Annotated in this window: 18 protein-coding genes; 8 read left to right on the top strand and 10 right to left on the bottom strand. The window is 71.4% G+C overall.

Annotation, left to right across the window (positions count from 1 at the left end; genetic code table 11):
• Window positions 1-7: 7 nt before the first annotated feature.
• Window positions 8-1279: an IS110 family RNA-guided transposase gene (locus AC3ANS_RS05340; RefSeq protein ID WP_488295130.1), complete on the bottom strand. Its 1272-nt coding sequence runs from the start codon at window positions 1277-1279 to the stop codon at window positions 8-10.
• Between the two features lie 266 nt (window positions 1280-1545).
• Between AC3ANS_RS05340 and AC3ANS_RS05335 the strand changes: the two genes are divergently transcribed.
• Window positions 1546-2958, top strand: coding sequence for a 13E12 repeat family protein (locus tag AC3ANS_RS05335; RefSeq protein WP_488295129.1), 1413 nt, complete (start codon window positions 1546-1548; stop codon window positions 2956-2958).
• 4 nt (window positions 2959-2962) lie between these two features.
• Here AC3ANS_RS05335 and AC3ANS_RS05330 read toward each other — a convergent pair whose 3' ends face one another.
• On the bottom strand, window positions 2963-5011 hold the full coding sequence (locus AC3ANS_RS05330; RefSeq protein ID WP_488295128.1) for a glycogen debranching N-terminal domain-containing protein: 2049 nt from the start codon (window positions 5009-5011) through the stop codon (window positions 2963-2965).
• Between the two features lie 55 nt (window positions 5012-5066).
• Between AC3ANS_RS05330 and AC3ANS_RS05325 the strand changes: the two genes are divergently transcribed.
• The 4 genes from AC3ANS_RS05325 to AC3ANS_RS05310 are packed head-to-tail and all read left to right on the top strand — an operon-like array spanning window position 5067 to window position 9253.
• Complete coding sequence (locus AC3ANS_RS05325; protein WP_488295127.1) at window positions 5067-6137, top strand: LacI family DNA-binding transcriptional regulator; 1071 nt, start codon at window positions 5067-5069, stop codon at window positions 6135-6137.
• Between the two features lie 2 nt (window positions 6138-6139).
• Entirely contained in the window at window positions 6140-7396 is a 1257-nt protein-coding gene (locus tag AC3ANS_RS05320; protein ID WP_488295126.1) for a sugar ABC transporter substrate-binding protein, read from the top strand.
• A gap of 10 nt (window positions 7397-7406) precedes the next feature.
• Complete coding sequence (locus tag AC3ANS_RS05315) at window positions 7407-8417, top strand: carbohydrate ABC transporter permease (protein WP_488295125.1); 1011 nt, start codon at window positions 7407-7409, stop codon at window positions 8415-8417.
• Window positions 8414-9253 carry a carbohydrate ABC transporter permease gene (locus tag AC3ANS_RS05310; protein ID WP_488295124.1) on the top strand — a complete coding sequence of 280 codons (840 nt, stop codon included), beginning with the start codon at window positions 8414-8416 and terminating at the stop codon, window positions 9251-9253. The genes AC3ANS_RS05315 and AC3ANS_RS05310 overlap by 4 nt, the downstream gene beginning before the upstream one ends.
• Window positions 9254-9258: 5 nt before the next feature.
• Here the strand turns inward: AC3ANS_RS05310 and AC3ANS_RS05305 are convergent, their stop codons facing one another.
• On the bottom strand, window positions 9259-9642 hold the full coding sequence (locus AC3ANS_RS05305; RefSeq protein WP_488295123.1) for a winged helix-turn-helix transcriptional regulator: 384 nt from the start codon (window positions 9640-9642) through the stop codon (window positions 9259-9261).
• A gap of 147 nt (window positions 9643-9789) precedes the next feature.
• On the opposite strand from AC3ANS_RS05305, the gene AC3ANS_RS05300 reads away from it, so the two are divergent.
• A complete protein-coding gene (locus tag AC3ANS_RS05300) occupies window positions 9790-10383 on the top strand; it encodes an NADPH-dependent FMN reductase (protein ID WP_488295122.1) in 594 nt (197 codons plus the stop codon).
• Window positions 10384-10395: 12 nt separating this feature from the next.
• Here AC3ANS_RS05300 and AC3ANS_RS05295 read toward each other — a convergent pair whose 3' ends face one another.
• Both AC3ANS_RS05295 and AC3ANS_RS05290 read right to left on the bottom strand, forming a co-directional pair.
• Complete coding sequence (locus AC3ANS_RS05295) at window positions 10396-10926, bottom strand: hypothetical protein (protein WP_488295121.1); 531 nt, start codon at window positions 10924-10926, stop codon at window positions 10396-10398.
• Window positions 10919-13132 (bottom strand): NADP-dependent isocitrate dehydrogenase, encoded by a 2214-nt coding sequence (locus AC3ANS_RS05290; RefSeq protein WP_488295120.1) that lies wholly within the window; start codon window positions 13130-13132, stop codon window positions 10919-10921. Before AC3ANS_RS05290 ends, AC3ANS_RS05295 begins: the two co-directional genes overlap by 8 nt.
• 177 nt (window positions 13133-13309) lie before the next feature.
• On the opposite strand from AC3ANS_RS05290, the gene AC3ANS_RS05285 reads away from it, so the two are divergent.
• Complete coding sequence (locus tag AC3ANS_RS05285) at window positions 13310-14446, top strand: MIP/aquaporin family protein (RefSeq protein ID WP_488295119.1); 1137 nt, start codon at window positions 13310-13312, stop codon at window positions 14444-14446.
• Here AC3ANS_RS05285 and AC3ANS_RS05280 read toward each other — a convergent pair.
• Complete coding sequence (locus tag AC3ANS_RS05280) at window positions 14427-15122, bottom strand: hypothetical protein (protein WP_488295118.1); 696 nt, start codon at window positions 15120-15122, stop codon at window positions 14427-14429. The two genes, AC3ANS_RS05285 and AC3ANS_RS05280, sit on opposite strands and share 20 nt — an antisense overlap.
• Before the next feature lie 73 nt (window positions 15123-15195).
• Between AC3ANS_RS05280 and AC3ANS_RS05275 the strand changes: the two genes are divergently transcribed.
• Window positions 15196-16182 (top strand): malate dehydrogenase, encoded by a 987-nt coding sequence (locus AC3ANS_RS05275; protein ID WP_488295117.1) that lies wholly within the window; start codon window positions 15196-15198, stop codon window positions 16180-16182.
• A 31-nt stretch (window positions 16183-16213) separates the two neighbouring features.
• Here AC3ANS_RS05275 and AC3ANS_RS05270 read toward each other — a convergent pair whose 3' ends face one another.
• The 4 genes from AC3ANS_RS05270 to AC3ANS_RS05255 are packed head-to-tail and all read right to left on the bottom strand — an operon-like array spanning window position 16214 to window position 19531.
• The gene (locus AC3ANS_RS05270) at window positions 16214-17245 is read right to left on the bottom strand and encodes a hypothetical protein (RefSeq protein ID WP_488295116.1); all 1032 of its coding nucleotides are present in this window, start codon (window positions 17243-17245) and stop codon (window positions 16214-16216) included.
• 27 nt (window positions 17246-17272) lie between these two features.
• On the bottom strand, window positions 17273-18340 hold the full coding sequence (locus AC3ANS_RS05265; protein ID WP_488295115.1) for a phosphotransferase family protein: 1068 nt from the start codon (window positions 18338-18340) through the stop codon (window positions 17273-17275).
• Between the two features lie 16 nt (window positions 18341-18356).
• Window positions 18357-18689 (bottom strand): DUF3017 domain-containing protein, encoded by a 333-nt coding sequence (locus AC3ANS_RS05260; RefSeq protein ID WP_488295114.1) that lies wholly within the window; start codon window positions 18687-18689, stop codon window positions 18357-18359.
• Window positions 18686-19531 carry a bifunctional methylenetetrahydrofolate dehydrogenase/methenyltetrahydrofolate cyclohydrolase gene (locus tag AC3ANS_RS05255; protein WP_488295113.1) on the bottom strand — a complete coding sequence of 282 codons (846 nt, stop codon included), beginning with the start codon at window positions 19529-19531 and terminating at the stop codon, window positions 18686-18688. The genes AC3ANS_RS05260 and AC3ANS_RS05255 overlap by 4 nt, the downstream gene beginning before the upstream one ends.
• Window positions 19532-19549 lie beyond the last annotated feature (18 nt).

The raw sequence follows: 19549 nt of genomic DNA, 5'->3' as shown, positions 1-19549 counted from the left end.
TCTGTTGTCAACCGGTTCGGCGTAGCGTCTTTTCCGCGGGTCCGGGAAGTGGCTGATCCGAAGTGTCGATGTGCGGGGGTAGGTCGACCGCGCTGGATTGAAGAGTCGCCCCGCAGTGCCCTCCCGGGCCCGTGCCAAGGTCCTCGACTGCGGCGCGTTGTGCGTCTTCGACCAGCTGGCGGTAGATCGCATCCGAGATCCTGCGCTTGAGACAGCGGATCGCCTCGAGAGGCTTCTTGCCCTCGGCTCGCTTGCGTCGGTAGTAGGCGCGGCCGTCGGTGTTGAGTCGGATCTGGCTGATCGCGGCGATGTGGATCATGTGGTTGATCCGCCTGTTGCCGGCGCGTGAGAGTCGGTGGCGGTTCTGCTCGCCGGAGGACGCATCGAGTGGTGCGGTGCCGGTCCAGGACGCGAACCGGTTGCGGTCGGCGAAGCGGGTCACGTCCCCGACGTCGGCGAGGACCCGTGCGGCCACGACGGGGCCGACGCCGTGGAGGTCCATCAGGCGGGAGCCGCGTGCCAGGACGATTGCCTTCAGCTCGGCGGTGGACTTCTTGATCTTCGCCTCGACCGCGACCAGCTCGGCGAGCTCTTCAGCGGCGATGCGACGGCGGGTCTTCCCGGCGATGTCGCGCGGTCGGACTGGCGCGAGCATGGCTTTGGCCTGGCCGGTGGTGATGTCGCGTTTCGCCTGTCCTGGGAGGAGTTCTGCGAGAAGAGCCTGGAGCCGGTCGACGGTCTGAACACGGCGCCTGGTGAGTGCCTCGCGGCGGTCGGTGAGCATCCGCAGTGCCTCGAGCTCACCGTCAAGCTGCAGCACCCGCAGGTTCGTCGTGCGGACTGCAACGGCAGCGACCGCGTGCGCGTCGTGGGCGTCGGTCTTGCGGTTGTGACCGGTGTCGAACAGTCGGACTCGGGCGGCGAGCTTCGCTGGCACGTCCACCACCTGCTCACCGTCCTCGAGCAGTCGTTGTGCGAGCGGGCGGCCGGCGCCGTTGCTGCCCTCGACCGCCCAGACCCGGTTCGGCCAGGTCTTCGCATAGGTCCGCATCGCGGCGTAGCCGGTCCGGCTGGTGGTGAATCGACCCGACCCGAGCAGCTGCTCGCGCTCGTCGACGACCTCGATCGTGGCCGACAGTTTGTGGGGATCGACCCCGATGATCACGTGCTCCGAGTAGTTCATCTTCTGCTCCCGCCTGTGCTCGCTTCCGTTGTGGACGGCGAGGTGGGCAGTGCTACTACGAGCAGGGCAGTCCCTTCTTGAGCCACGCCTCGTCACGGTGACCGGCGGGCCGCAGACCGATAGTGAGCCACACCAGATCAGCCGGTGGGCAGCCGCAAAGAGAGCTGCCCGCCGATCACCTGGACCGAGTCTGGCCAGACACCGGTCCTACGGAAATCCTCTAGTAGCCGCAGATGACGTCGACGTTTGCGCCCTCGAACGCTGCGGGCGCTGACGGCCCCGGAGCCTCATGCTGCAACGCCGCGCGGCGCTCTTGTGAGGTTGTGCTTGTTTTCGATCATGTGTTCGGTTAGGATAGGTCTATGGCGCCCCTTCTCACCGATCTCGACGCAGCCGGCGTGCTGGCCGCATCCGAGCGTGCGGTCAGGCGACGGCGTGAGGCGCAGGTCGAGGACCTGCAGTTGATGCTGCAGTGGGCCGACCTCCACGGCGACAACCCGCAGGAGCAGCCAGGCGCAGTGCCGGGCAGCCGAGGGGGCGACAAGCTCGTGGGGCTCGGTGGTGATGGCACTCCCCTGGTCCAGGAGCTCTGCGTCCATGAGCTCGCGATCGCCCGGCACACCCACCCGGCCTCGACCCGGGCCACGATGGGCGACGCCCTCGACCTGCGGCACCGGTTGCCGCTGACGTGGGCACAGGTCGTGGCGCTGGAGTGCGAGACCTGGGTCGCCTGCAAGGTCGCGCGGATGTCGCGCCGGCTCGACCGCGACCGGGTCGGCATCGTTGACCAAGCAGTCGCCGCCGCGATCGGCGGCCAGTCACCTGGCCGGGTGCTCGCGATCGCCGAGGCCAAGGTCATCGAGGCCGACCCCGCCGCCCACGTGGAGCGGTTCGAAGAGGGACGCCGCCGCGGGGTGTGGGTGAGCCGCACCGACCTGGAGACCGGCACCCGCAGCGTCTTCTCCCGCGTCGAGCCCGGGGACGCGGCCTGGATCGACGCCATCGTCGAGCGCATCGCGGACGCCCTCCTGGCCCGACCCGACCTGCTCCGCACCCACCACCCCGACCTCCCCGTCGAGCTGGCCGACCTCAGCCACGACGAGCTGCGGGCGATCGCGTTCGGCTGGCTCGCCCGCCCCGAGGACGTCTGCGAGCTGCTGCGCATCAAGGCCGACGAGCTCCTCCCCCGTCGCCCCCACGGACGCGCCGTGATCTACCTCCACCTCCACGAGAGCGCCCTGACCGGCAGCTCCGCCGCCGTCGCCCGCGTCGAGGGCATGGGCCCGATGCTCCTCGACCAGGTCGTGGCCCTCCTCGGCCACGCCCACGTCACGGTGAAGCCCGTCATCGACCTCGACGACCACGTCAGCGTCAACGCCTACGAGTTCCCGACCGCCGTGAGCGAGCGCACCCGTCTGCGGTGCATCGGGGACGTCTTCCCGTACGCCGTCAACACGGCAACGATGACCGGCCGCTACGACGACGACCACGCCGTCCCCTACGACCCGCTCGGACCACCCGGTCAGACCGGCGACCACAATGACGCCCCACTCACCCGTTCCCACCACCGGGCCAAGACCCATCGGGGATATCGCGTCAGGCAGGTCGGCGACGGTGCCTACCTGTGGATCTCGCCCCACGGGCTGCGCCGCCTCGTCGACGCCGAGGGCACCCACGAGCTCTGTGAGACCGACGCCTGGCGGCTCGAGCACGCAGAGCAGCTCGACACCGCCATCCAGCAACTGCACGAGGCAGCCCGCACGAAGGCCGGCTGATCGGCTACTCCGCGATGATGCGCAGCGGTGCGCCGCCGTCCTCGACCTCGACGCTCACCGCACCCGCGCGGTCCACGTGCACGTCGAGCCTGCGCCCTGCCACCCGCAACCCGTGCAGCGTGTAGGCGCCGAGCAAGGCGCTCGTGCGGGCCGGGTGCCGCAGCTCCCCCGCCGGCACGTCGATCCGGATTCCGCCGACCGCGACCAGGGCCGCGAGCGGTGCCGCTGCCGACCAGGCCTGCGGGCGGCAGGCCGCCGGGTACGCCGAGGGCAGCGGGACGTCCGCGGCCGCGTCACCGCCGTAGAGCTCGGGCAGTCGGTAGCCCACACCCTCGGCGGCGACGAACAGTCCACGCGCCAGCCGGGCGGCCTGGTCGACGTACCCCTCGGCGGCGAGCCCGCGCACCGCGATCGCGGTGTCGTGCGGCCAGACCGTGCCACCGTGGTAGGAGAGGCGGGAGAACCGCGGCGAGTCCGATGCGAGGGTGCGCAGCCCGAACCCGGAGTCCATGCGAGCGTCGAGCAGCACCTCCGCGACCCGGCGCGACGCGTCGGGAGGCAGGAGGCCGGTCCCGAGCAGGTGCCCCATGTTCGAGGTGACCGAGTCGACGCGGCGACCCGAGCCGTCCAGGGCGATCGCGACATGGCCACCCTCGGCGGTCTCCACCCAGAAGTCGCGCAGGAAGCGCGCGCGCAGGTCCTCGGCCCAGTCCGCGAGACCGGGCACCGGCTCCTCGTCGTACGCCGCGAGGAGGGCGCCACCGCGCACGGCTGCCTCGTAGGCGTAGGCCTGCACCTCGCTCAGGGCGATCGGCGCCTCGGCCAGGCGGCCATCGGCGAACTGCACCGAGTCGTGGCTGTCCTTCCACCCCTGGTTGGACAGGCCGTGGCCGGTCCGGTCGACATAGCGGATCCAGCCCGTGTCCGCCGACTGCTCCATCAGCCAGGTCAGGCAGCCGCGCGCGGCCGGGAGCAGGGCGCGGACCTGGGTCGGGTCGGCGCCCCAGTCGTGCGCGTCCGCGAGCGTCGCAACGAACAGCGGGGTGGCGTCGACCGTGCCGTAGTAGACCGGCGGGAGGACCTGGTCACCGAGGTCGAGCTCGCCGCCGCGGACCTCGTGGAGGATCTTGCCGCGCTGCTCCTCGGTCATGGGGTCGTCGCGGGTGCCCTGCCGCCTCGCCAGGACGCGCAGGGTCGAGAGCGCGAGCCCGGGAGCGAACGGGACCAGCATCCGCGACGCCCAGAGCGAGTCGCGGCCGAAGAGCGTGAGGAACCACGGGCTCCCCGCGGCCAGGAACTGGTCACCCTCGTCGCTGAGCAGGAGTCCCGCGAGGTCGGCGAGCCCCTGGCCGGCGGCGCGGGACACGCGCAGGTCGTCCGCCTCGACGCTGACCGCCGACCACGGCGCCGGGCCCCCGGGCGCGAACGGACCGCTCGCCCGGGTGCGCGCACGCACCGTCAGCTCGTGCCGCTCGCCTCGCGCCAGGCGGAGCCGCCAGGTGAACCGGTCGGCGCACACCTCCGGCTCCGGCGCGGCGGTCACGGTCGCCCCGTCCTCCCAGGACAGCCGGCCGGCACCGGACCCAACCGGTGCGCCGGCGCGGTCCCGGCCCTGCTTGACCTCCGCCATCGGAGCCAGGTCGGCGGCCAGGACCAGGTGGACGACAAGGTCGACAGGCTCCTGCGCGACCGACTCGACCACGATCACCTCGGTGAACCCCTCGGGATCCAGCTCGCGGACCCGGTCGAGTCGCACCGTCGGGTCGGGCAGCCGGTCCCCCAGGCTGCGCGCCACGTAGGAGAACTCCTGGCGGGCCGACCCCACGGTCGCCGCACGCACCAGGTCCAGACCGGAGCCCTCGACGGCCAGCTCGACGGTGTCGAGCAGCCGCACGTCCCCGACGTACCAGCCGCTGACGCCGCCGGGCCGCACCTGTCCGTCGAGCGAGCTCAGCAGCAGTCCCGGGGCGGCCACGGCCGAGGCCAGGTCGTGCAGCAGCGGCTGCAACGAGGGGCTTGTGGTCGAGCGCTCGGTCTGGGTAACCTCCGTCACAGGTCGCATTTTAACGCTAAACAGCAGGTCGCCCGCAAGGGCGGAAGGGATCGAGATGGCGGAGAGCACGCGCGGACCCGCGCCGCACGGCGTCGTCACGCTGGGCGACGTAGCCCGGCACGTCGGCGTCTCGGCCCAGTCGGTCTCCAACGCCCTCAACAGCCCGGACCGCGTCGCGCCCTCGACCCGCGATCGGATCCTGGCCGCCGTGCAGGAGCTGGGCTACCGGCCCAACCGATCGGCGCAGGCGCTGCGCAACCAGCGCTCGCGGCTGATCGGCGTCAAGGTGGAGGCGTCCCGTGACGACCGGGCCGCCCTCCTGCTGGACCAGTTCCTGCACGCGTTGGCGGAGTCGGCCCGCGGCGCCGGGTGCCACCTGATCCTGTGCCAGGCCGACACCGAGGCCGAGGAGATCGCGGCCTACCGCGAGCTGCTGGACACCACGTCCGTCGACGCGTTCGTGCTCGCGAGCACCCACGCCGACGACGGGCGGCTGACCGCCCTGCGCGAGTGGGGGGTGCCGTTCGCGACGTTCGGCCGCTCGTGGGACGGCGACGACGACCTCGCCTGGGTCGACGTCGACGGCCGCTCCGGCATCCGTGCGGCCACGGAGCACGTCGCCGCTCAGGGCCATCGCATCGTGGGGTACGTCGGTTGGCCGCACTCCTCCGAGACCGGGCGCGACCGCCGGGCCGGCTGGGAGGACGCGTGCGCCGAGCTCGGCCTGCCGACCGACCGGCACGCCGAGGCTGCCGACGACTTCGAGGCCGGGAGGGCCGCCGCCCACCGGCTGCTCGACGGCGCCCAGCCCGCGACCGCGCTCGTGTGCGCCTCCGACACCCTCGCCCTCGGCGTGCTGCGCGCGCTGCACGAGCGCGGGCTCCAGGCCGGCGCCGACATCGCGGTCACCGGGTTCGACAACTCCCCCGCCGCCGCGCTCGCCACCCCCGGCGTCACCAGCCTCCGCCAACCGCTCGAGCAGGTCGCCCAGGACCTCATCGGTTCGCTGGAGGAGCTGCTCGCCGGCACCCCCACCCGACGCCAGACGCTGCTCCAGCCGGAGCTCGTCGTCCGCGAGTCGAGCCTGCGCGGCCCGGCACGCTCCACCCATCCCACCAAGGAGTGACCATGAAGAACCACCGGGGTCGTCGCGCCCTCCCCGCCCTCAGCCTGGCCGTGACCGCCGCGCTCGCGCTCAGCGCGTGTGGCGGCGGGTCCGGCTTCTCCGACGGCAACGACAGCTCGAAGGACTCCGGGGGCAAGATCGAGGTGCTGATCGGGTCCTCCGGCGACGCCGAGACCGCGGCCGTCGAGAAGGCCGTCGCCGCCTGGTCGAAGGAGTCCGGCACCGATGCCACCGTGCGCGTCGCCTCCGACCTCTCCCAGGAGCTCAGCCAGGGCTTCGCCTCGAGCAGTCCCCCGGATGTCTTCTACGTCTCGACCGACAACCTCGCGGGCTACGTCGCCAACGGCTCGCTCTACGCCTACGGCGACAAGCTCGCCAACGCCGGCGACTTCTACCCGAGCCTCACCGACGCCTTCACGGTCGACGGCAAGCTGCAGTGCGCACCCAAGGACTTCTCGACGCTCGGCCTGGTCATCAACACCAAGCTCTGGAAGGCCGCCGGCCTGACCGACGCCGACGTGCCCACCACCTGGGACCAGCTGGAGTCGGTGGCGAAGAAGCTGACGTCGGGCGACGTCGTCGGCCTCACCTTCAGCCCCGAGTACGCCCGCGTCGGCTCGTTCTTCCCTCAAGCGGGCGGCGCGATGGAGAACGAGGACGGCACCGAGGCGACCGTCGACAGCGACGCGAACATCGAGGCGCTCACCTTCGTGCAGAAGCTGCTGAAGGAGGGCGTCGCGAAGTACTCCTCCGACCTCGGCGCGGGCTGGGGCGGCGAGGCGTTCGGCAAGCAGCTGGCCGCGATGACCATCGAGGGCAACTGGATCGCGGGCGCGATGAGCGCCGACTACCCCAAGGTCGGCTACACCGTGGCTGAGCTGCCCGCCGGCCCGGCCGGCAAGGGCACGCTGGCGTTCACCAACTGCTGGGGCATCGCCGAGGACAGTGGCAACAAGGACGACGCGGTCGACCTCGTCGAGTACCTCACCAGCCCCGACCAGCAGCTGGAGTTCGCCGACGCGTTCGGTGTGATCCCCTCGATCCAGTCAGCCGCGGCGCAGTACGCCGAGAAGAAGCCGGAGTTCCAGCCGTTCATCTCCGGCGCCGACTACGCCCAGACGCCGCCGTCGCAGCAGGGCGCGGCGGACGTGATCACCGACTTCAACGCCCAGCTCGAGGGGCTGAAGGACGGCGACCCGAAGTCGATCCTGAGCTCCGTACAGGACAGCCTGCAGGCCGCCCTGGACGCCGCGCAGTGAGCGCTGCCCGGTGAGCTCCATCGCCCGCGGGCGCACCCGCGACGGCTGGCTGCTGGTGGCGCCGGCCGTCGCGGTGCTCGGCGTGTTCCTCCTGCTGCCGGTGCTGATGGCCCTGTGGGTCAGCTTCTCCGACTGGAACGGCAACGGCAGCCCGCTGGCCGGGGACGTCGGCTTCGTCGGCCTGGACAACTACCGGGCGCTGCTGAGCGACGGCGGCCTGGCCGAGCGCGACTTCGGCACGGCCTTGCGCAACAACTTCTACTACGTGCTGTTCGTGGTCCCGATCCAGACCACGTTGGCGCTCGCGCTGGCCGTGCTCGTGCACAACCGGATGCTGCGGGGCAGAGGGTTCTTCCGGACCGCCTTCTACTTCCCCTCGGTCACCAGCTCGGTCGCGATCACCGTGCTGTGGCTGTTCCTCTTCAGCACCACCGGCACGGTGAACGGCGTGCTCGGCTGGGTTGGCATCCACGGGCCGAACTGGTTCCAGGACCCACGGGGCCTGATCCACCTGGGCCTGGGCAAGCTCGGGTTCGCCGACGCCCCGGCGTCGCTCGCGGACCACCGACTCCTCGGCGTGTCCTGGTGGGACTGGCTGGCCGGGCCCTCGGTCGGGATGTTCACCCTGATCCTCCTGGCCGCATTCACGACGTCCGGCACGATGATGCTGCTGTTCATCGCGGGGCTCAACAACATCGGCGAGGAGCTCGACGAGGCCGGCATGATGGACGGCGCCAACGCGTGGCAGCGGTTCCGGCACATCACGCTGCCGATGCTGCGTCCGACGATGTTCACGGTCCTGACCCTGGGCCTGATCGGCAGCTGGCAGGTCTTCGACCAGGTCTACGTCGGCACGCAGGGCGGTCCCGCCAAGACCACGATCACTCCGGCGTACCTCTCCTACACCGCCGCCTTCAAGAACCAGCAGTGGGGACAGGGCGCCGCGATCGCCTTCATCCTGTTCGTCATCATCGTGGCGCTGACCCTGCTGCAACGGGCCGCACTGAGGAGCCGCACATGAGCGCCGACCGTCCCCGGGCACGTCGCCCGATCGCGCTGTACGTCGTCCTGGCCGCGCTCGCCACCGTCTACATCTTCCCGTTCCTCGTCGACGTGGCGACCTCGTTCAAGACCGAGGACGAGGCCGCGAGCAACCCGGTCTCGCTGGTGCCCCATCCGGCGACCCTGGCGGCGTACCGCGAGCTGTTCCTCCACTCCGACTTCCCGCGCTGGTTCGCCAACTCCACGTTCGTCACGTTGGTGGTCTCCGCCGGCCGCGTGCTCTTCGCCTCGATGGCGGGATACGCGTTGGCCCGGATCCCGTTCCGCGGCCGGAACGTCCTGTTCGCCGTGCTGATCGCGGTCATGGCCGTGCCCAACATCGTGCTGCTGATCCCGAAGTTCCTGGTGCTCAACCAGCTCCAGATCTACAACTCCTACCCCGCGCTGATCCTGCCGTTGCTCGTCGACGCCGCCGGCGTCTTCATCATGAAGAACTTCTTCGAGTCGATCCCGGTCAGCATCGAGGAGCAGGCGCGCATCGACGGAGCAGGCACCTTCCGGATCTTCTGGTCGGTGGTGCTGCCGATGGCCCGCCCGGCGTTGATGACGATCGTGATCCTGTCCTTCCAGGGCTCCTGGAACGAGCTGACCCACTTCATCGTCGCCAGCAACGACCCGAAGCTCTACACGCTGACCAAGGGCGTCGCCCAGCTCACCTCGGGCAGCCTGGGCCAGGGCACGCGCTACCCGCTCAAGCTCGCCGCGGCGGCGGTGATGACCATCCCGGTCGCCGTCGTGTTCTTCGTCTTCCAGAAGCGGATCATGAACACCACGACGGGCGCGGTGAAGGAGTAGGCCCTTCAGCTGGTTCGGGCGTCGAACTCCGCTCGGGCGGCCAGGATGCGCGCCGTGTTCGCGGTCGTCCACTCCGCGAGGTGCGCGACGGGCACCCGCAGCTCGCGACCCAGGTCGGTCAGGGCGTACTCGACCTGCGGCGGCACCGTCGCGAGCACCGTCCGGCTGACGAGTCCGTCGCGTTCGAGGACCTTCAGGGTCGAGGAGAGCATCTTCTGACTGATCTCCCCGACCTGCCTGCGCAGCTCGTTGAAGCGCAGAGGTCCGTCTCCGAGGTTGGCGACGATCAGCAGCGACCACTTGTCGCCGAGCCGGGCGAGCATGTCCGCGATCGCTCCGCAGGCCCCCTCGCCGTCCTCGGGTCGCGCGCACGTGCGGGTGTCGACCATCGCCACTCCTCTCGTCGCCGTCCGCCGCGGGCGGTCACCTCGAGGTGACCTGGTGCGGTGAAAGTGCCTTCTTGTCCCGATGCCGGACGCCCGGCACCGTGGTTACCACAAGGAACTTACTCCCTACAGGACACCGAAGGAACCGCTGTGACCACCCCGCCCCGCCTCGCCCTCGTCATCGGCTCCACCCGCCCCCAGCGCTTCGCGGACAAGCCGGCCGAGTGGTTGCTCGAGCACGCCGCCGAGCGAGACGACCTGACGCTGGACCGCCTCGACCTGCGCGACTTCGACCTGCCCTTCTTCGAGAAGGGCGACCTCTACGCGCCGAGCACCGACTCGCGGGTGCTGGCCTGGCAGGAGGCGATCGGCAGGTACGACGGCTACCTGTTCGTGGTCGCCGAGTACAACCATGCGATGACGGGTGCACTCAAGAACGCGATGGACCAGGCGATGGTCGAGTGGCGACGCAAGCCGTTCTCGGCGTTCGGCTACGGCAGCGTCGGCGGCGCTCGCGCGGTGGAGAACCTGCGGACCGTCGGGATCGAGCTGCAGATGGTGCCGTCGAAGTTCTCGGCACACCTCGGCGGCAGCGACCTGTTCCGGGTGCACCCGTTCGGCGGCAACGGCCCGATGAGCGAGATCGCCGACGCCGTCAAGCCCTCGGTCGACGCGATGTTCGACGACCTCGCGTGGTGGGCGACCATCCTGCGCGAGGCGCGGGAGCTCGCCGCGGCCGCGTGACCGGGCCCGGGTTCAGGGAGTGACGGTCACCTCGGACTGCACGATCGCGACCTCACCGCTCTCGGGCAGGCAGGGTTCGCCGGCGAAGGTGCCCGCAGGGCCGAAGCCGCCGGTCATCGAGACCTGGTCGCCGTCGTGGGCGACGGTCTTGCCGGCGCCGTCGAGCAGGGTGAGGTGCTCGCCCTCGCGGACCGCCTTGTAGCCCGCCGGCCAGACCGGCCAGACCCGACCGGGGTCGGCGCCGTCCTGGCCGGACTCGAGGTAGACGCAGTGGTCCGCGTCGAGCCGCAGGATGCCCTGGATCGCGGCATCGTCGGCGCCGCCGCCGGACGTCCATCCCGACACCGGGAGCCGGACGGTGACGCCGCTGGCGGTCTCGTCACCAGCGGAGATCAGCGACACGATGCCGAACCCGATCGCGGCGATCACGAACGGCAGCGCGGCGATGATGGCATAGCCCCGCTTGCTCAGCGCCTGAGGGCGGGACCAGCGGTCGTAGGGCTGGTCCCGCTCCTCGGGGCTCGGGTCGTGGAGGTCAGCCAAGAGTCGCCAGCGCCTCGTTCAGCGTCGCGGAGGGCCGCATGACCGCCGACGCCTTGGCGTCGTCGGGCCGGTAGTAGCCCCCGATGTCGGCCGGCGAGCCCTGGACCGCGAGCAGCTCCTCCACGATCTTGTCCTCGTTGTCGGCCAGGGCCTGCGCCAGCGGCTTGAACGCGGCCGCGAGCTCGGCGTCCTCGGACTGGCCCGCGAGCTCCTGGGCCCAGTAGAGAGCCAGGTAGAAGTGCGAGCCGCGGTTGTCGATGCCACCGAGCTTGCGGGTCGGCGACTTGTCGCGGTCGAGGAAGGTGCCGGTGGCCCGGTCGAGGGTATCGGCGAGGACCTGGGCACGCGCGTTCCCGGCGTACCCGGCGAGGTGCTCGAAGGACGCCGCGAGCGCGAAGAACTCGCCCAGGCTGTCCCAGCGCAGGTAGTTCTCCTTGACCAGCTGCTGCACGTGCTTGGGGGCTGAGCCACCCGCGCCGGTCTCGAAGAGGCCGCCGCCCGCCATCAGCGGGACGACCGACAGCATCTTCGCCGAGGTGCCGAGCTCGAGGATCGGGAACAGGTCGGTGTTGTAGTCGCGCAGCACGTTGCCGGTCACCGAGATGGTGTCCTCGCCACGGCGGATGCGCTCGAGGGAGTACGCCGTCGCGAGCTCGGGCGTGAGGATCTTGATGTCCAGGCCCTCGGTGTCGTGCTCGGGGAGGTAGGCGTTCACCTTCGCGATCAGGCTGGCGTCGTGCGCCCGGCTCTCGTCGAGCCAGAACACCGCCGGGTCGCCGGTGGCGCGGGCCCGGGTGACCGCGAGCTTGACCCAGTCGCGGATCGGGGCGTCCTTGGTCTGGCAGGCGCGCCAGATGTCGCCGGCCTCGACGTCGTGCTCGAGGAGCGTCGCGCCGGAGCCGTCGACCACGCGCACGGTGCCGGCGGCCGGGATCTCGAACGTCTTGTCGTGGGAGCCGTACTCCTCGGCCGCCTGCGCCATCAGCCCGACGTTGGGCACCGAGCCCATCGTCGCGGGGTCGAACGCGCCGTGCTCGCGGCAGTCGTCGATCACCGTCTGGTAGACGCCGGCGTAGGAGGAGTCGGGGATCACCGCGAGCGTGTCGTGCTCCTGGCCGTCGGGGCCCCACATGTGGCCCGAGGTGCGGATCATCGCGGGCATCGAGGCATCGACGATGACGTCCGAGGGGACGTGGAGGTTGGTGATGCCGCGGTCGGAGTCGACCATCGCGAGCGCCGGGCCGTCGGTCAGCGCCTGCTCGAAGGCCGCCTTGATCTCGGCGCCGTTGGGCAGCTTGTCCAGGCCGGCGAGGATGCCCCCGAGGCCGTCGTTGGCGGACAGGCCGGCGGCGGCGAGGTCGTCGCCGTACTGGGCGAAGACCGGCTCGAAGTAGGCCTTCACGACGTGGCCGAAGATGATCGGGTCGGAGACCTTCATCATCGTCGCCTTCAGGTGCACGCTGAACAGCACGCCCTCGCTCTTGGCGCGCGCGATCGCGTTGCGCAGGAACCCGTGCAGGTGGGCGACCTGCAGCACGGTGGCGTCGACGACCTCGCCCGCCAGCACCGGCAGGGACTCCTTGAGCACGGTGGTCGTGCCGTCCTCGGTCTCGAGCTCGATGCGCAGCGTGTCGTCCGCCGGGATCACCACCGACTTCTCGTTGCTCTTGAAGTCGTGCTCGCCCATCGTGGCGACGTTGGTCTTGGAGTCGGAGCTCCAGGCACCCATCCGGTGGGGGTAGGCCTTGGCGTAGTTCTTCACCGAGGCGGGCGCCCGCCGGTCGGAGTTGCCCTGGCGCAGCACCGGGTTGACCGCGGAGCCCTTGACCTTGTCGTAGCGGGCCCGGACGTCGGAGTCCTCGTCGGTCTGGGGGTTCTCGGGGTAGTCGGGCAGGTCGTAGCCCTGCTCCTGCAGCTCCTTGATCGCGGCCTTGAGCTGCGGGGTCGAGGCCGACACGTTGGGCAGCTTGATGATGTTGGCCTCGGGCTGCTTCGCGAGCTCACCGAGCTCGGCGAGCGCGTCGTCCTGGCGCTGCTCGTCGGTCAGCCGCTCCGGGAACTGGGCGATGATCCGGCCCGCCAGCGAGATGTCGCGGGTCTCCACCTCCACACCCGCCTGAGCGGCGTACGCCTGGATGATCGGCAGGAACGAGTACGTCGCGAGCAGCGGCGCCTCGTCGGTGTGGGTGTAGATGATCGTGGCCATGCGCGACGACTCCTGGTGATCGAGGAAGTTCCTTGACGTCAAGATACCTGACGGGTGCGACAACCCCACCTTGGCACCGCGTCGCGAGGCAGGTCCAGCGGGGTCCCCACCTGGGTAGAGTGCTGTCGCCGCGTCCGCGGGGGACGCGTCAGCGAGCCCGAACAAGGGGGCACCACCGTGGCCGATTCCGTTGCCCAGCCCGACGCCCAGACCAGTGAGCCCGACGACCCAGCCGTCGGGTCGACGGTCGAGCCGACGCTGCGGCAGAAGCTCGCCGCCGAGGTGCTCGGCACCGCCGTGCTGGTGCTCTTCGGGTGCGGATCGCTGGTCTACGCCGACCAGGCGCAGGTGCCGACCACGCTCGGCACCGTCGGCCTGACCTTCGGCCTGGTGGTGGTGGTCATGGCCTATGCGTTCGGTCGCGTGAGCGGCGCCCACTTCAACCCAGCCGTCTCCGTCGGCGCCGCGATCAGCGGCCGCCTGGCGTGGCGGCAGGTCGCGTTCTACGTGCTGGCCCAGGTCGCCGGCGCCTTCCTCGGCGCGCTGGTCCTGTTCGTGCTGCTCCAGGGGTTCGCGGGCTTCGACGCCGAGGGACACATGGGCCAGAACTTCTTCGGCGACCAGGGCCGGGCCGACTATGCCTGGTGGGCGGCGTTCCTGCTGGAGATGGTGCTCACCTACGTCTTCGTCACCGTGATCCTCGCGGTCACCGACGAGCGCAACGAGCACCCGTCGTTCGCCCCGCTCACCATCGGCCTGACGCTGGCAGCGATCCACTTCGTCGCGATCCCGGTCACCGGCACCTCGGTCAACCCGGCCCGCTCGATCGGTCCGGCGCTGTTCGCGGGTCCCGACGCGATCGTCCAGCTGTGGCTGTTCATCCTCGCCCCGTTGCTCGGAGCCGCGGTCGCCGGCGCGGCGTACCCGCTGCTGTTCGGCCGCGCGAGCGACCCGGTGCCCGGGTCGGGGGTCAGCTTCAGCAGGCCGCGGACGGCCGGCCAGCTGCCCGGGCAGGCCATGCCCGACCTCTACCAGCAGCAGTGGAACCAGGAGACGCAGAGCTCGTACGCCGCCGCGCCGATCGTCCAGGACGGCTGGCAGTGGGACCCGGTCGGTCAGCAGTGGCACCCCGTCGGCCAGACCCCCGAGCAGTGGCGCGCCCAGCAGGCGGCCGAGGAGGAGGCCGCCCGGGAACGAGCCGCCGAGCACCCCGCGACCGAGGCGGTCCCCGAGCAGCAGTCCTGGCCGGACGGCGAGTGGCCCGAGAGCGAGCCCGGCGACGGCGGGACCCGGATCAGGCCCCCGGGCGAGTAGCCGTCTCGCTCACCAGTCGGATCGCGCGGTAGCTGCCCGAGACGATCGTCGCCTCGACCAGGCCGACGCCGCGCGCGTAGGACAGCTCGCCCGCGGCCCCCGGGTCCAGCGCGCTGCTCTGCTCGACCTGCACGAGGTCGTCGTAGGAGCCCGCGGCGACGTCGGCGCTCCCGTCGAGCGCGGTCACCCGCGCGGTGTCCTCGACGACGCCCTCGTCGTACGCCATCCGGTAGCCGTCGCCAATGCGGGGCTTGGCCAGCATCGCGATGCCCGCCTCGGCTCCGTCCTCCCCCGCGCGCCAGCTGCCCGCGCGGCCGAACCACCACACGTTGCCGTGGTCGTCCTGGGCGAACCAGTCGGTCACGACCCCGGACGGCTCGGTGCTGACCCGGCTCGTCGTCGCCACGCCCGCGATCGTCGGGCCCGGCTCGACCGTGACCGTGAGCCGGTGGGCTCCCGCGGCGTCGCTGACGGCGTAGACCCACGAGTCGCCGGGCTCCAACGGAAGCCAGGGGTTGTCGACCTCGGCCACGAAGTCGCCGGGGTCCGGCGACGGCGTCGGGATCGTCAGCTCGTCCACCCCGGCGGGCGGGCTCGGGACGGACGCCGTACCGCAACCGGTGAGCACGGCGAGTGCGGGCAGCGCGGCCCCGAGGAGGAGGGCCCGCACGGTCATGGACCCCAGCATCGCAGGAAGCGACGCCGCTGCTAGCGTCGGGAGCAGGATCCCGTCGCGTGAAGGAGTCGTCGTGAGCTCTACCCCGTTGAAGGTGGCCGTCACCGGTGCCGCCGGCCAGATCGGCTACAGCCTGCTGTTCCGCCTCGCGAGTGGTTCGCTGCTCGGTGACCGTCCGATCGAGCTGCGCCTGCTGGAGATCACTCCCGCGCTCAAGGCCCTCGAGGGCGTCGTGATGGAGCTGGACGACTGCGCGTTCCCGACGCTCGCCGGTGTCGAGATCGGCGACGACGCCGAGAAGATCTTCGACGGCGTCAACCTCGCCCTGCTCGTCGGCGCGCGTCCGCGCGGCCCGGGCATGGAGCGCGGTGACCTGCTCTCGGCCAACGGCGCGATCTTCACCGCCCAGGGCAAGGCCCTCAACAAGGTGGCCGCCGACGACGTCCGCATCGGCGTGACCGGCAACCCGGCCAACACCAACGCGCTGATCGCGATGACCAACGCCCCCGACATCCCGCAGGCGCGGTTCTCGGCGCTGACCCGCCTCGACCACAACCGGGCGATCTCGCAGCTGGCCGCAAAGACGGGCGCCGACGTCACCGACATCAAGAAGATGACGATCTGGGGCAACCACTCCGCCACCCAGTACCCCGACGTCTTCCACGCCGAGATCGGCGGCCGCAACGCCGCCGAGGTGGTCGGCGACCAGGACTGGATCGAGAACACGTTCATCCCGACCGTCGCGAAGCGCGGCGCGGCCATCATCGAGGCCCGGGGCTCCTCCTCGGCCGCATCGGCTGCGTCGGCCACCATCGACGCCGCCCACGACTGGCTGTTCGGCAGCGCCGAGGGCGACTGGGTGTCGATGGCGGTCGTCTCCGACGGCTCGTACGGCGTCCCCGAGGGCCTGATCTCCTCCTTCCCCGTCACCACCAAGGACGGCGACTGGGAGATCGTCCAGGGCCTGGAGATCGACGACTTCTCGCGCGCCAAGATCGACGCCTCCACCGCGGAGCTCGCCGACGAGCGGGCGGCCGTGACGGAGCTCGGCCTGATCTGAGCTGCAGCCGACGAACCAACCTCCGGCGAGGTCAGCCCAGCAGGGACCTGACCTCGGCCGAGTCGTAGAACGGGGCGAGCTGGTGGCGGATCATCCGCTCCAGCTCGCCCGTCTCGCGTAGGGCGTCGATGACGGGTGGCGCGACCCGCGTGACCTCGGCGACCACGTCGGCGCGATCCAGGCCGAGCTCGTCGAGCAGCTCCGCGGGGCTGTAGCCGCCGAACCTCTCGAGGAACGCCTCGATCAGCGCCGCGACCAGGCGGGCGGCGGGCTCTCCGGACGCGGTCGTGACGACCAGCTCGTGGGCCGCGTCCACGACGCCGGCGAGCTGCTCCTGGGTGAGGCTGCGGCTCAGGCCTGCTGCCTGCTCCCGAGCGACGAGGTCCCAGACCTGCAGCACCGCCTCGCGGGTCGTGGGGTCGCGAACGGTCTCGACGATGATGCGGTTCAGCCGGCGTACGGCGAACGTGCCGCCCTTGCCGACGGTGTCGCCGATCAGGCCCTCGAACTGCTTGTCCGCCGCGCCCATCACCTTCGAGGCCGCACTCGTGCCGAACGACATCAGCGAGCCCAGTCCGGGCACGCGGTCGGCGACGGCCTTGTTCGCCTGCAGCACCTCGCCGACGATGCGGCCCATGAAGCGGGAGGCCACCGTGCCGACCAGGGGGCTCTCGGTCAGCCGCTCGAGGCCGCGCTCGAGCACCGGGCTCAGCGCGATCAGCCGGTCCAGCAGCGCCTCGATCTCCTCGCGACCGGCCAGGTCCCCGAGCGGGAACTCCTCCGCCGGACCGTCGTGGAGGACCTCGGTGACGAGCTCGACCACCGCACCGGCCGCGGCGCTGGCCGGCACCTGGGCGAGCAGCCGAGTGGCGATCAGGACGGCGGTCTCCAGGTCGACCAGGTCGTCGATCGGGTGCTGCTCGGAGGCCGCGAGCAGGTCCTCGGCGAACCGGGCGACGGTGGCGGTCAGCCGGTCCCCGCGGAGGCGCTCGAGGTGGTAGGCGACCTGGGCGTCGAGGAGCCTGTCGGCCAGGGACCCTGCGTCGGGAGAGTCGGTGGTCACGGGACCGACGGTACGCGAGGGGGTCGCTCAGGACCCGCCGCGGAACGCCGGCGCGAGCTCGAGCGGCACCGGCCCCCAACGATCGAGCAGCACCCGGTGGAGCTCGCCGGCCAGCCGCACCAACGAGCTCGGGCCCTGCGTGGCCGCCGCCAGGCTCAACCGATGCAGGACGAAGGACCGGCGACTCGGGCGCTTCGGGTCGCCGGCGCGGTCGTCGTCGGCGCGGTCGTCGTCGGCCAAGGCCCCGGCGATGAAGAACGCGGGACTCATCAGCTGCCAGCCCAGGGTGGCCAGCGCGAGGTCCTCACGGAACGCGGCATCCGCCACGTGCTCTCCGCGTGCTGCGCAGTAGCGCTCGAGCGCCACGTCCGCCAGGCCGTCGGGGATCCGCCAGGCGCACCAACAGCTCGGCCACGGCGTGTGCAGGTAGGCGACGTCCCATGCCGCGTGCCGGAGCTGGGCGAACTCGTAGTCGATCAGCCGCACCTCGCCCCGCACCATCAGGTTGTTGTCCGGGCAGGTGTCCGCCGGCGTCAGCACCTCGTGGCCGCGCCGCGAGAGCCAGCCCGGGAGGGCGCGCAGGTCCCGCAGCGCCTCCTCGTGCGCCGGCAGCCCCAGCTCGGGGAGGACGGCGGCGTACCGGTCGGCGGCAGCCGCGAAGTCGTCGACGAGCGCCCATGGGTCGAGACCCGGCGCCCGCACTTCCAGCGCAGAGGCGAACGCCGCACACCGGGCCGGCGAGCTCTCCGCGTGCAGCGCGGCCAGCGCGTCCGCCCACCGCAGGACTCCGTCAGCGGCCCGGTCTCCGTCCCCGCCGAGCAGCAGGTCCGCCAGGCTCTCGGTCCCGTCGAGCCGGCTCATCACGACGAGGGGCGGATCGTCACCCTCGGCCAGTACCTTCGGCGCTCCAGCGGCCCCGTCGAGCACGTGCAGCGCCGCTCGCTCGCGGACTCCGCCGCTCGCGGAGTCATAGCCCTTGACGACGTACGACGCATCGCCCTTCCAGACGACCCTCGCGCCGCCTCGTCCACCGGACAGGGGCTCGTCGCGATCCCAGGCATCCCAGCCCATCAGCCGCGCCGAGGCCGAGGTCACCGCTGCATCCACGCTGTCAGAGCGGTTGGTCGGGGATCGAGCCGGCGAGCACGATCAGCGCGATGCCGACGGCGGCGAGGAGGAAGCAGTCCCACCAACGCCGGCGTACGGCGAGCATGCCGGCGTCGCGGGCCGGCAGCACCGCCCGCACCACGGCCGCGAACAGCAGCGCGCCGGCGATCCAGCGGATCCCCTGGCGCCACGAGCCCGTGGTCACGATCCCGAAGCCGATGCCGGTGACCGCGATGACGACGAGGTAGAACGCGCCGCCGATCGTCGAGGGATAGCGCCGGCCCCCGTCCTCCGCGGAGACGGGCTCCAGGTCGTCCGGGGGCTCGAGGTCGCTCACGCCAGGGTCTGCTCGGCGGCGGCGACGATGTTGGTCAGGAGCATCGCGCGGGTCATCGGCCCGACCCCGCCGGGGTTGGGCGAGACCCAGCCGGCGACGTCCCACACCTCGGGTGCGACGTCGCCCGCGATCTTGCCGTCCACGCGGGAGACGCCGACGTCGAGCACGGCGGCACCGGGCTTGACCATGTCGGCGGTGACGATGCCCGGCACCCCGGCTGCCGCGACGACGATGTCGGCGTCCCGGACGTGGGCGGCCAGGTCGCGGGTGCCGGTGTGGCACAGCGTGACCGTGGCGTTCTCGCTGCGCCGGGTCAGCAGCAGGCCGAGCGGACGGCCCACGGTGATGCCGCGCCCGATCACGACGACGTCGGCCCCGGCGATCTGCACCCCGTGGCGGCGGAGCAGCTCGATGCAGCCGATCGGCGTGCAGGGCAGCGGACCACGCTCGTTGAGCACCAGCTTGCCGAGGTTGGTCGGGTGCAGGCCGTCGACGTCCTTGTCGGGGTGCACGCGCGAGAGCAGCGCGAACTCGTCGAGACCGGTCGGCTGCTGCACCAGGAAGCCCGTGCACGCGGGGTCCTCGTTGAGTACGTCGATCGCCGACTCCACCTCGGCCTGGGTCGCCGTGGCGGGCAGGTCGACGCGGATCGACTCGATCCCGAGCTCGGCGCAGTCCTTGTGCTTGGCCCCGACGTACCAGTGGGAGCCGGGGTCGTCGCCGACGAGCACCGTTCCCAGCCCGGGGACGACGCCTCGGGCACGCAGCGCCGCCACCCGCTCGGCGAGCTCGGCCTTGATCGCCTTGAGGGTGGCGGTTCCGTCCAGCTTCTGTGCGGTCACGTGGTCATCCTTGCTTGC

The sequence above is a fragment of the Nocardia sp. 149-1B genome, assembly GCF_057747975.1.
This window is presented reverse-complemented; position numbering and strand designations above follow the sequence as displayed.

Excerpts from the sequence above, each read along its gene's own strand:
- AC3ANS_RS05305 (WP_488295123.1), bottom strand. The coding sequence starts at position 9,642 with ATGGTCGACACCCGCACGTGCGCGCGACCCGAGGACGGCGAGGGGGCC.
- AC3ANS_RS05310 (WP_488295124.1), top strand. The coding sequence starts at position 8,414 with ATGAGCGCCGACCGTCCCCGGGCACGTCGCCCGATCGCGCTGTACGTC.
- AC3ANS_RS05290 (WP_488295120.1), bottom strand. The coding sequence starts at position 13,132 with ATGGCCACGATCATCTACACCCACACCGACGAGGCGCCGCTGCTCGCG.
- AC3ANS_RS05325 (WP_488295127.1), top strand. The coding sequence starts at position 5,067 with ATGGCGGAGAGCACGCGCGGACCCGCGCCGCACGGCGTCGTCACGCTG.
- AC3ANS_RS05335 (WP_488295129.1), top strand. The coding sequence starts at position 1,546 with ATGGCGCCCCTTCTCACCGATCTCGACGCAGCCGGCGTGCTGGCCGCA.
- AC3ANS_RS05320 (WP_488295126.1), top strand. The coding sequence starts at position 6,140 with ATGAAGAACCACCGGGGTCGTCGCGCCCTCCCCGCCCTCAGCCTGGCC.
- AC3ANS_RS05280 (WP_488295118.1), bottom strand. The coding sequence starts at position 15,122 with ATGACCGTGCGGGCCCTCCTCCTCGGGGCCGCGCTGCCCGCACTCGCC.